The following is an 11,969-nucleotide window of genomic DNA, read 5'->3' on the forward strand; positions in this document are numbered from 1 at the left end:
CGGCTGACTACGCAAGCACCTGCCCCGCCCTCCGGCCCTAGAATTGGGCGACACACAAGGGGGTGAAACATGGCGCAACTCTGGTTATTTCTGGCGGCTCTTGCAGTGGCTTTCCTATTGCCCGGGCCGGACATGATTCTGTTGCTGCAAACCGGCGCGCGCCAGGGCAAGGCCTTGGCACTGACCACGGCGCTTGGCCTGGGGATCGCTCGGGCGTGCCATGTGGCGCTGGCGGGCATGGGGCTGGCGACCTTGTTCAAGGTGGCGCCCTGGACCTTTGACGCAGTGCGCCTGGGTGGCGCGGCCTATTTGTTGTGGTTGGGCGTGCAATGCCTGCGGGCGAACGGGCTGCTGCCCCTCGACGCCACAACTTCAGCTACGCCGGTTCATGCCTGGCGTGAAGCCCTGCAGCGTGGCCTGTTGACCAATCTGCTAAACCCCAAGGCCCTGCTGTTCTGTTCGGTACTGCTGCCGCAATTCATCAACCCGCAAGCCGGCCCGGTGGCGGCGCAGTTTGCGTTGCTGGGCGCGATGCTGGTGGCGGTCGGTTTCGTCTTCGACTGTTGCTACGCCCTGGCCGGTGCGCGCCTCGGCCAATGGCTGGCGCGCAACCGCTCTGCACAGCGTATGCAGCAGTGGTTGTTCGGCAGTCTTTTGATCGGTTTTGCGGTGCGCCTCACTTTTGTGCAACACGCCTAGCGGTACGGCGGATTGTCGTCATCTTTTGGAGCAAAGACGCGTGTAAGATACGCCGCACTTAGCCAGGGATGCCCACCATGTTCGATTCGTTCAAAGCGCTCAGCCGCCGTATTTTCGGCGCGTTATCCAGTGTGGTGGGAGCCGTCCTTGGCCAATGGCATCCGCCGTTCTGGCTGCGTGCAATCGGACGTGGGGTGGGGAACCTGGGCACGAAGGCTCGCGCCTATCCGCGCCAGACCAGTGCCGGCGTACTCGGCCTGGTGTTGCTCACCGCCGCGGGGTTCTACGGCTGGCACTGGTATTCCAACCTGCCGCAGCCGCATACCGCGAGTTACTCGCTGCACAAACCGAATCTCACCGATTACACCCAACAAACCCCGGTTGTGGATAACTTGCAGGTGCGTTTTGGCGAATCCGTGGCCCCGCTGGCGGCCATCGGCAAGCCGGTTACCGAGGGCATTACGCTCAAACCGAGCGTCGCCGGCACCTGGCGCTGGTCCGACGACCGCACCTTGCAGTTCGTACCTGAAAAAGACTGGCCCATCGACGCCCATTTCACCCTCGATCTGGCCAAGCGCGACCTGCTGGCGGACGGCGTGCTGCTGGACCAATACAGCACGCAGTTTTCCACTCAACCATTCCGTGCCACCCTGGCGCAAAACGAGCTGTACCAGGACCCGTCCAACCCGACGCTGAAACAGCTGGTGGCAACCTTCCGTTTTACCCACCCGGTGGATGAAGACACCCTGCGCAAACGGGTAACGGTTACCCTGGGCAAAGGCCTGGCCTACCGCGACGCCCGGTTGCCCAACGGCCCGGAAATTACGTTCGACGAGAAAAAACTCAACGCTTATGTGCGCTCCGCCGCCCTGGCCACGCCGTTGGAAAGCACGCCCGTGAGCGCCAAGCTCGACGAAGGCATCAAGGCGCGCGACGGCGGCAACGCCACTAACGCGGCGCTGGTGGCGGAAGTCACCGTGCCTGGCCGCTATCGGCTGACCTTTACCGCGGCCGAAGTGAGCTTCGTGGACAACGAGCGCAGCGAGCCGGAGCCGGTGCTGATGTTCAGCAGCTCCAGCGCCGTGGCCGATGACACCATCGCCGGTAAGGTTCAGGCCTGGCTGTTGCCGGAAAAAGCCCAGGACGACACGCGTCCTTACAGCAGCAACGATATCGACGACGCCCTGCTCGCCCGCAGCACCAAGCTCAACCTGGCCCATGTGCCCAGCGTCGAACCGTTGAACACCCTGCATGCCTTCAAATTCAAGGCTCCGGCCGGCCGCGCCGTGTATGTGCGCGTGCCCGCCAACCTGGAAGCCATCGGCGGCTATCTGGCGAAGAATCCGACGGCGTCGCTGATCAGCATGCCCGCGTACCCGCGCACCTTGCAGTTCCTGTCCGACGGCGCCTTGCTCAGCCTCACCGGTGAAAAACGCCTGGGCTTCATGGCCCGAGGCGTACCCGGCGCCCATGTGGAAATCGCGCGCCTGTTGCCTAACCAGTTGCAACATCTGGTGGACCAGAGCAGCGGCAGCTTTGCCCGGCCGAACTTCGGCAACGAATACTTCGATCGCATGGTCGAGCGCCAGTCGCTCGACATTGCGCTGTCCTCCAATGACCCGGCGAAAACCGTCTACGACAACGTCGACCTCAGCCACTACCTGACCGCCAACGGCGGCCGTCGCGGCATTTTTGTGCTCAAGCTCAGCCCGCAGGATGACCCCGCCGAGCGCACGTTCGAATACGAGCGCACCAGCACCAGCGACCTGCGTTTTATCGTAGTGACCGACCTTGGCATCATCGCCAAACGCTCCAGTGATGGCAGCCATGACGTGTATGTGCAGTCCATCGGCAATGGGTCGCCGGTGTCCGATGCGCAAGTCGACATCATCGGCCGCAACGGTTTGCCCGTCGCCAGCGGCCACACCGACGGCGAAGGCCACGCGCATTTCGCCAAGCTGGATGAATTGCGCCGTGAGAAAACGCCGCTGATGTATGTAGTCACTCGCGGCAATGACCAGTCCTTCCTGCCTATCGCCCGTCAGTCACAGCAGCTGGATTTGTCGCGTTTCGACGTCGGCGGCCTGGAGGAAGACGGTGCGATTGATCGCCTCAGCGCTTACCTGTTCACCGACCGTGGCCTGTACCGGCCCGGCGAAACCGCGCACCTGGGCATGATCGTGCGCAGCGGCAACTGGAAAGGCGCGCTGCAAGGCCTGCCGGTGGAACTGCAAATCACCGATCCGCGGGGCCTGGAAGTGATTCGCCAGCCGTTGAAACTGTCCGCCAGCGGTTTTGAAACCTTTGACTTCCCCAGCAGCGAAGTCGCCCCCGCCGGGGACTACACCGCGACCTTGCAGTTGATTGGCCAGAAGCAGACCCGCACCGACTTGGGCAGCGTGAGCTTCAAGGTCCGCGACTTCGAACCGGACCGCATGAAGGTCAGCCTGAGCCTGCACGACACGCCCGTGCAAGGCTGGATACCACCGAACCAGGTCGTGGCCAAAGTCACCGCCATGCACCTGTTCGGCGCTCCGGCGTCGGGCCGCCGCGTGACTGCCAAAATGTCCCTGAGCCCCACGCTCGCGGCGTTTGACCGCTATCCCGATTACCGCTTCCGCCTCAACGACGCCCTGGAAGACGCCAGCACCGAAGACCTGGCCGAAACCGCCGTGGACGACAACGGCCAGGCCGTGCTCGACCTCAACCTGCAACGCTTCGCCAACAGCACGTATCGCCTGCAGGTGATGACCCAGGTGTTCGAGGCCGAAGGCGGGCGCAATGTGGCAGCGCAAAGTGCGCTGCTGGTGTCGTCCGCGCCCTACCTGATCGGTGTGAAAAGTCAGGATTCGCTGTCGTACGTCGCCAAGGACGCGCCACGCCAAGTGCAATGGCTGGCCGTCGCGCCAGACCTGACGCCGCTGGCGGTGGACGGCCTGACCAGCGAAGTGGTGGAACACCGTTACGTGTCGGTATTGGTCAAGCAATCCAATGGCACCTACAAATACGAGTCGCGCATCAAGAACATCAGCCAGCCGGCTTCACCTTTGGTGATGACCAAGGAAGGCGCCAAGCAGACCCTGAACACTGGCACGCCGGGGGATTTCACCCTGCAACTGAAGGACGCCAACGGTAACCTGCTCAACCAGATCGACTACAGCGTGGCCGGCCGTGGCAACACGTCGCGCTCCCTGGAACGCAACGCCGAGCTGCAACTGCGCCTGGATAAACGCAGCTACGCCACCGGTGATGAGATCGCCATCAGCATCCGCGCGCCCTATACCGGTGCCGGCTTGATCACCATCGAACGCGACAAGGTGTATACCCAGCAGTGGTTCAAGGCCGACAGCACCAACAGCGTGCAACATATCCGTGTTCCTGCCGGGCTTGAAGGCAATGCCTACGTCAACGTGCAGTTTGTGCGCGATATGGGCTCGTCCGAGGTGTACATGAGCCCGCTGTCCTACGGCGTGGTGCCGTTCAGCATCAACCTGGATGCGCGGCGCATGGCGCTGAAAGTCGAGGGCCCGGCGAAAATCGAGCCTGGGCAAATGCTCGACATCAAGGTCACCGCCGACCGCCCGGGCCGCGCCGTGGTGTATGCAGTGGACGAAGGCATCCTGCAAGTGGCGCGCTACCAGACGCCGGACCCACTGGGCTTTTTCTTCCAGAAGCGTGCGCTGGAGGTCGGCACCAGTCAGATTCTCGACCTGATCCTGCCGGAATTCAGCCGCCTGCTCAGTGGCGCAGCGCCCGGTGGCGATACGGACGGCGCCCTGGCCAATCACCTGAATCCGTTCAAACGTAAACATCAGCCTCCGGTGGCGTGGTGGTCTGGATTGGTGGACTTGCCGGCTGGCGAAACCGTGCTGCATTACCAGGTTCCGGACAGCTTCAATGGCAAGCTGCATCTGTTTGCAGTCGCGGTGGACAGCGACAGCGTCGGAGTCAGCGAAGCCAATACCGAGGTGCGCGGGCCGATCGTGATCACGCCAAACGTGCCAGCCTTTGTAGCGCCTGGGGACGTGTTCAATGTCAGCGCCGGGGTATTCAGCAACCTCGACGCAGCGGCAGACGTGAAGTTTGAACTGCAAACCAGCGATGGCCTCAAGGTGCAGGGCGACAAGGGCAGCACCCTGTCGCTGCAACCGCGCAAGGAAGGCACCGCCGAGTTCAAGATCAAGGTCGGCGACACCCTCGGTTCGGCGGACCTGCGGTTTGTCGCGGTGCTGCCCAACGGCAAACGTATCCAGGTGGCGGAAACCACCTCGATCCGCCCGCTGAGCGAACACCGCGTGGCCTTGAGCCTGGGCCGCTTCGACAGCGCCAGCAAAGAACTGAAGCCCACCCGCGAGCTGTTCGGCCAGTTGCGCGACGTTCAACTGGGCGTAGCGGCCTCGCCGCTGGTGTGGGCCAACGGCCTCAAGCATTACCTGGATGACTACGGCTACGCCTGCACCGAGCAGTTGGTGTCCAAAGCCATGCCGGCCTTGATCTGGGGCGGCAACGCACCTGAAGCCGAACAAGCCTTCGGCAGCGCCGTGCGCATGCTGCGCCAACGCCAGAACCAGGCCGGCGGCTTTGGATTGTGGGCGGCCAACCCGGACGTGGCGCCGTACGCCAGCCTGTACGCCACCGACTTCCTGATCGAAGCCAAGGAACGCGGGCTGCCGGTACCGGAAGACCTGCTGGTGCGCTCCAATGCCTATCTGACAGACCTGGCCAACGGTCCTAGCGAAGGCCTGTCGGAATTGCGCAACCGTGCCTACGCCAGTTACCTGCTGAGCCGTCAGGGAATTCTGGTGAGTGGCGCGCTGAGCGATATCCGCGAGCGCTACGAGCGCTACTTCAAGGACACCTGGCAGAACGACCTCGGCGCTGCCTACCTGGCGGCCAGCTACAAACTGCTCAAGCAGGATCGCCAGGCCGATACGCTGTTCCGCAAAATCCCATGGCGCGCCCTTGTGGATAAGTGGGACAGCGACGGGCTGTACTACGACCCGCTGGTGCATGATGCCGAACACCTTCACCTGCTGGCGCGCCACTTCCCCGAGTTGCTGGACGACGTGCCCGCCGCGCTGCTGGATAAACTCGGCAAGCGCCTCAACGAGCAGCGTTACAACTCGCTGTCCGCGGCCCTGCTGCTGCGCGCCCTGGACAACTACGGCCAGCGTGCGCAAAGCGACATGACCCTCAAGGCGACCGCCTGGCTGGGTGACAAGCAGCAGCATTTACTGGAGATGGCCGGTCAGCCACCGCGCGCTGCCGTGCCAGGCAACACGCAAAAGCTGGTCATGGAAAAATCCGACGGCCCGGCCGCGTTCTACATGCTCAGCGAAGCCGGTTTCGACAAGGGCGCCAAGCTCAAGCCGATCAACAATGGCCTGGAAATCATCCACGAATACCTCGACCTCAAAGGCGAGCCGGTAAAAACAGTGGCCGTGGGTGACGAGTTCCTGGTGCGCCTGCGACTGCGTGCCACCGACCGCGACCAGGTGCAGCAAGTGGCCGTGGTCGACCTGCTGCCGGGTGGCGTCGAGCCTGTGTATAACTTGCCGCCGGAGCCGGAAGCCGCCAGCAGCGAGGAGAGCGAGGGCGAAGAATCGGACTATGTGGAAGAGGACGGCCAGGAAGAACACGCCTGGCAAGCGCCCATCGGCGAAACCGAGCTGAGCGACTGGCAGCCGGACTACGTGGACGTTCGTGATGATCGGGTGGTGTTGTACGGCACCGCGCTGCGTGATGCAGGCACGTTCGTCTACCGCGTACGGGCTACCAACGCGGGGACCTTCAATACGCCACCGGCCTACGCCGAAGGCATGTACGAAACCACCCTGCAAGGGCGCGGCAAAGTAGGCCAGCTTGAAATTACCAAGCCTTAAACGCCTCACGCCGTTGTTCGCAGCGGCAGCGGTACTAGTGGGGCTGAGGCTTTGGCCTCATGCCCCGCTGGAACAGGCGGTGACCTCGTCACGGGTGGTGTTGGCCGACGACGGCTCGCTGCTGCGCATGACATTGGCGGCTGACGGCCAATACCGCCTGTGGCTGCCCCTCGAGCGCATGTCGCCGTCATTGGTCGAAGCTTTGCTGCTCAAGGAAGACCGCAATTTCTACTGGCATCCTGGGATCAATCCTCCGGCGTTGCTGCGCGCGGCCATGGCCACCTACAGCGGTGGCTTGCGCCAGGGCGGCTCGACCTTGAGCATGCAATTGGCGCGGCGCTTGTGGGATTTGAATACCCGCCAAGTGCCGGGCAAGTTGCAGCAGATGGCGTTGGCGCTGTGGCTGGAGGCGCGTTACAGCAAGCACGACATCCTTGAGGCCTACCTGAACCTGGCGCCCATGGGCGGCAACATCGAAGGTGCCGAAGCGGCCAGCCGCATCTACTTCGGCAAGTCGGCGGCACAGGTGTCGTTGTCCGAGGCGCTGGCGTTGGCGGTGATTCCGCAACAGCCGGGACGGCGCGCGCGCTTCGGGCCGTCGCTGCAACATGCACGGCTGCGGTTGATGGCTGACTGGCGCGAGACTTATCCACAGGACCCGCGTAACGACAGTTTGCTGGACTTGCCCCTGGAAGCACGCAACCGCCAGCAGATCCCGTTCCTGGCGCCGCACCTGAGCGAGCAGTTGCTGGCATCCCAGGTGGGCAACGAGTTGAACAGCACGCTTAACCTGCCGTTGCAGCAATTGCTTGAGCGCTTGATCAGCGGTTTCATCGCCGAGCGGCGCAGCACAGGTGTGGAAAACGCCACGGCGATTCTGGTGGACAGCCGCGACCAGAGCGTCAAAGCGCTGGTGGGTTCGGCAGATTACTTATCCACAGGCATTCACGGTCAGGTCAACGGCGTGCTGTCGAGGCGTTCTCCGGGATCGACGCTCAAGCCCTTCCTGTACGGGCTGGCACTGGACCAAGGGGTGATCCACCCCATGAGTATCCTCAAGGACCTGCCAAGTAACTTCGGCTACTTCCAGCCGGAAAATTTCGACGGCAGTTTCGTCGGGCCGCTGACAGCGCGGGATGCGCTGATCCGTAGTCGCAACATCCCGGCGGTATGGTTGGCCAGCCAACTCAAATCGCCTTCCTTGTATGGGCTTCTGCAACGCGCCGGCATCAAAGGCCTGCGCGATGAAAGCCACTATGGCCTGGCCTTGGCCCTCGGTGGCGGCGAGATGACCCCGGAAGAACTGGCGCGGCTGTATGTGATGCTCGCCGGCGACGGGCATCTGCGACCCTTGCGCTATTTGCAGGAACAGCCCCAAACCACCGGCGCCCAACTGCTGACGCCCCAGGCCGCGTTCATGGTGCGTGACATGTTGCGCCGCAACCCGCGCCCGGATGGCCTGCCTGGCCGCCACTGGCGTACCGCCTGGAAAACCGGCACCTCCTGGGGATTCCACGATGCCTGGAGCGCCGGCCTGGTCGGTCCGTACGTGCTGGTGGTGTGGGTAGGCAATTTCGATGGCCGGCCGAACCCGGCATTTATCGGCGCCAAGACCGCCGCGCCATTGTTCTTCCGCATCGCCGACGCCCTGCCCCTGGCCTTGCCCAACGTGGTAATCAAGCCGGATAAGCCACCCGCCGGCCTGGTGCGCATCGACGTCTGCGCCGCCTCCGGCGAGTTGCCCAACCGCTGGTGCCCGCAAACCCGCAAGACTTGGTATATCCCCGGCGTTTCGCCGATTCGCGTCTCCAACCTGCACCGCCCGGTGCTCATCGATACTCGCACCGGCAAGGCTGCGTGTCCGCCGTTCGACCCACAGTACACCCGCGAAGAAGTTTTCGAATTCTGGCCCAGCGACGTGCAACGCCTCTACCGCGCCGCCGGCCTGCCCCGACGCACGCCGCCCAACGTGATGAAAAACTGCCAGCCAAACCGCATCAGCGACCAGAGCGAAGCACCCCAGATCCGTTCGCCGCTGACCCAGGTGAGCTACCAACTGCGCCTCTCCCAGCCACAGGAAAGCATCCCGCTGAATGCCAATGCGGCCAGCGATGCGACGACGCTGTACTGGTTTGCCGATCAAACCTTGATCGGCCAGGGCCCGCCGCAAAGCACGCTGAACTGGCGGCCGGGGAAATCGGGGGAGTATCGGTTGCGGGTCAGTGATGACCAGGGGCGCAGTGCGAGTCGGGGGTTGAAGGTGGAGTTTGTGCCGTGAATATCAGGCGGCAATCTCAACATAACTGGATTCCCCACCTCCGGATGCACCCAACGTCCAACCCCATACAAAGCTGAGCGTGATTCGTCCGGCTTGATCAAGGCCTACCACGCCCCGCGACCAGCCTGCGAGCAGCTCACCGTCTTGCGTCAGGCATTGAAAAAGCAGCTCGATATTATCGGGACCCGTCACACGACCGACTTGCGTACCCAAGCGAATCCGACCGCCTTGGTAGGTACTGGTGATGGCATCGCCATCGATTTGATAATGGAACACCGTGCCCGCACCGGAGAGACCCTGAGTATTGTTTGCGACCGCAAACCGGCGGTTGTTCAATCGTTCGCTGATCTGGAAGGAGGGAGATTGCATTGGGCGCTTCCTTGCGTTGAACCGTTCCTGGAGACCCGGCGGGCCTCCAGGATGCGGCGCGTTTACTCCACCGTCACCGACTTAGCCAAGTTGCGCGGCTGATCGACGTCGGTGCCCTTGAGCACTGCCACGTAGTACGACAGCAACTGCAGCGGGATGGTGTAGAGGATCGGTGACAGGGTGTCGTGGATGTGCGGCATGTTGATGACGTGGGTGCCTTCACCGTTGGTCATGCCGGCTTTTTCGTCAGCAAACACCACCAGTTGGCCGCCACGGGCGCGGACTTCCTGCAGGTTGGACTTGAGCTTCTCCAACAGTTCGTTGTTCGGCGCTACAGTCACCACCGGCATGTCGTCATCCACCAGGGCCAATGGGCCGTGCTTGAGCTCGCCGGCCGGGTAGGCTTCGGCGTGGATGTACGAGATTTCCTTGAGCTTCAGCGAGCCTTCCATCGCAACCGGGTATTGCGCGCCACGGCCGAGGAACAGGGTGTGGTTTTTGTCGGCGAACAGTTCGGCGACTTTTTCTACGACGCTGTCCATGGCCAGGGCTTCACCCAGACGGGCTGGCAGCCTGCGCAGTTCTTCGACCAGGGTCGCTTCGACGCCTTCGGCCAGCGTGCCGCGAACCTGGCCCAGAGACAAGGTGAGCAACAGCAGGCCAACCAGCTGGGTAGTGAACGCCTTGGTGGACGCCACGCCGATCTCGCGACCGGCCTGGGTCAGCAGGGTCAGGTCAGATTCACGCACCAGGGAGCTGATGCTGACGTTGCAGATCGCCAGGCTGGCCAGGAAACCCAGCTCTTTGGCATTGCGCAGGGCGGCCAGGGTGTCGGCGGTTTCGCCGGACTGCGAGATGGTCACAAACAGGGTGTCGGGTTGCACCACCACTTTGCGGTAGCGGAACTCGCTGGCGACTTCGACCTGGCACGGGATGCCGGCCAGTTCTTCCAGCCAATAACGGGCGACCATGCCGGCGTGGTAGCTGGTGCCGCAGGCGACGATCTGCACGTTGCGCACTTTGGCGAACAGTTCGGCGGCTTGCGGGCCAAAGGCGTTGACCAAGACTTGATTCTGGCTCAAGCGGCCTTCCAGGGTGCGCTGCACAACGGAAGGCTGCTCGTGGATTTCCTTGAGCATGAAGTGGCGGAACTCGCCCTTGTCGGCGGCCTCGGCACCGTCGCGGTATTGCACGGCTTCGCGCTCGACGGAGTTGCCGTTCACGTCCCAGATCGCCACGCTTTCACGGCGGATGTCGGCAATATCGCCTTCTTCCAAGTACATGAAGCGGTCGGTGACCTGGCGCAAGGCCAGCTGATCGGAAGCGAGGAAGTTTTCACCCAGGCCCAGGCCAATCACCAACGGGCTGCCACTGCGGGCGGCAACCACACGGTCAGGCTGGCTGGCGCTGACCACGGCCAGACCGTAGGCGCCGTGCAGTTCCTTGACCGTGGCCTTGAGCGCGGTGGTCAAGTCGCTGTGGTCTTTGAGTTTGTGGTTGAGCAAGTGCGCGATGACTTCAGTGTCGGTGTCCGACGTGAAGACGTAGCCCAGGCCCTTGAGTTGCTCACGCAGGGCTTCGTGGTTTTCGATGATGCCGTTGTGCACCACGGCCAGGTCGCCGGAGAAATGCGGGTGGGCGTTGCGTTCGCACGGCGCACCGTGGGTGGCCCAGCGGGTGTGGGCGATACCGAGACGACCTACCAGTGGTTCACCGGCCAGGGCTTGTTCCAACTCGCTGACTTTGCCCGGACGGCGCATGCGCTCGAGCTTGCCGGCATTGCTGAAGACAGCCACGCCGGCGCTGTCGTAGCCACGGTATTCCAAGCGCTTGAGGCCTTCGAGCAGGATGGGGGTGATGTTGCGTTCAGCGACTGCGCCTACGATGCCACACATGGTATTTCTCCTAGATGATTGCCGCGCATATCAGCGTAATGCCGCGGGCTTGGATCTGGTCGCGGGCCTCAAGCGGCAGGCGATCATCGGTGATAAGGGTATGGACGCTGCTCCAGGGCAGTTCCAGGTTGGGAATCTTGCGGCCGATCTTGTCGGATTCGACCATCACCACCACCTCACGGGCGACCTCGGCCATGACTCGGCTGAGCCCCAGCAGTTCGTTGAAGGTGGTGGTACCGCGCTGCAGGTCGATGCCGTCGGCGCCGATGAACAGTTGATCAAAGTCATAGGAGCGCAGTACCTGCTCGGCGACCTGGCCCTGGAACGAGTCCGAATGCGGGTCCCAGGTGCCGCCGGTCATCAACAGCACCGGCTCATGTTCCAGTTCGCTCAACGCACGGGCGACGTTCAGGGAGTTGGTCATCACCACCAGCCCAGGTTGGTGGCCCAGCTCGGGGATCATGGCGGCGGTGGTGCTGCCGCTGTCGATGATGATGCGGGCGTGTTCGCGCAGGCGCGTCACGGCAGCACGGGCGATTGCACGCTTGTAGGCGGAGATGGGTTGGGCGGCATCGCCCACCAGTTCCTGGGGCATGGTGATCGCGCCACCGTAGCGACGCAGCAGCAGGCCGTTGCTTTCAAGGGCGGCCAGATCCTTGCGGATCGTCACTTCCGATGTTTCGAAACGCTTGGCCAACTCGTCCACGCTGACTTCACCCTGTTCATTGAGCAAAGTCAGAATGTTGTGGCGCCGTTGGGGTGTATTTCGTTTCGACATGGCGGTGATAAGTTTCGTTTCGAAAGATAACGAAGGCAATCAAAACCTATTGTCGAAAGATCGTCAAG

At 62.8% G+C, this 11,969-nt stretch carries 6 protein-coding genes; 3 read left to right on the plus strand and 3 right to left on the minus strand.

Annotated features, from left to right (window positions below; translation table 11 throughout):
• Positions 1-69 precede the first annotated feature (69 nt).
• The 3 genes from KVG91_RS13150 to pbpC all read left to right on the plus strand — a co-directional run bounded on the left by KVG91_RS13150 (position 70) and on the right by pbpC (position 8,859).
• Entirely contained in the window at positions 70-699 is a 630-nt protein-coding gene (locus KVG91_RS13150) for a LysE family translocator (protein ID WP_169375282.1), read from the plus strand.
• A 77-nt stretch (positions 700-776) separates the two neighbouring features.
• Positions 777-6,581 (plus strand): alpha-2-macroglobulin, encoded by a 5,805-nt coding sequence (locus KVG91_RS13155; protein WP_169375281.1) that lies wholly within the window; start codon positions 777-779, stop codon positions 6,579-6,581.
• Positions 6,562-8,859, plus strand: a complete 2,298-nt coding sequence (pbpC, locus tag KVG91_RS13160) for a penicillin-binding protein 1C (protein WP_169375280.1) — start codon at positions 6,562-6,564, stop codon at positions 8,857-8,859. Before KVG91_RS13155 ends, pbpC begins: the two co-directional genes overlap by 20 nt.
• Positions 8,860-8,862: 3 nt before the next feature.
• Here the strand turns inward: pbpC and KVG91_RS13165 are convergent, their stop codons facing one another.
• The 3 genes from KVG91_RS13165 to KVG91_RS13175 all read right to left on the minus strand — a co-directional run bounded on the left by KVG91_RS13165 (position 8,863) and on the right by KVG91_RS13175 (position 11,901).
• A complete protein-coding gene (locus KVG91_RS13165; protein ID WP_169375279.1) occupies positions 8,863-9,228 on the minus strand; it encodes a hypothetical protein in 366 nt (121 codons plus the stop codon).
• Positions 9,229-9,290: 62 nt separating this feature from the next.
• Complete coding sequence (gene glmS, locus KVG91_RS13170) at positions 9,291-11,123, minus strand: glutamine--fructose-6-phosphate transaminase (isomerizing) (RefSeq protein WP_169375278.1); 1,833 nt, start codon at positions 11,121-11,123, stop codon at positions 9,291-9,293.
• Between the two features lie 10 nt (positions 11,124-11,133).
• Entirely contained in the window at positions 11,134-11,901 is a 768-nt protein-coding gene (locus tag KVG91_RS13175) for a DeoR/GlpR family DNA-binding transcription regulator (RefSeq protein WP_076952153.1), read from the minus strand.
• Positions 11,902-11,969: the final 68 nt, after the last annotated feature.

The sequence above is a fragment of the Pseudomonas azadiae genome, from assembly GCF_019145355.1.
Lineage (GTDB): Bacteria > Pseudomonadota > Gammaproteobacteria > Pseudomonadales > Pseudomonadaceae > Aquipseudomonas > Aquipseudomonas azadiae.

Bases quoted from the DNA above. Each gene is read 5' to 3' on its own strand.
- KVG91_RS13150 (WP_169375282.1), top strand. From the start codon at position 70: ATGGCGCAACTCTGGTTATTTCTGGCGGCTCTTGCAGTGGCTTTCCTA.
- KVG91_RS13165 (WP_169375279.1), bottom strand. From the start codon at position 9,228: ATGCAATCTCCCTCCTTCCAGATCAGCGAACGATTGAACAACCGCCGG.
- glmS (WP_169375278.1), bottom strand. From the start codon at position 11,123: ATGTGTGGCATCGTAGGCGCAGTCGCTGAACGCAACATCACCCCCATC.
- KVG91_RS13175 (WP_076952153.1), bottom strand. From the start codon at position 11,901: ATGTCGAAACGAAATACACCCCAACGGCGCCACAACATTCTGACTTTG.
- KVG91_RS13155 (WP_169375281.1), top strand. From the start codon at position 777: ATGTTCGATTCGTTCAAAGCGCTCAGCCGCCGTATTTTCGGCGCGTTA.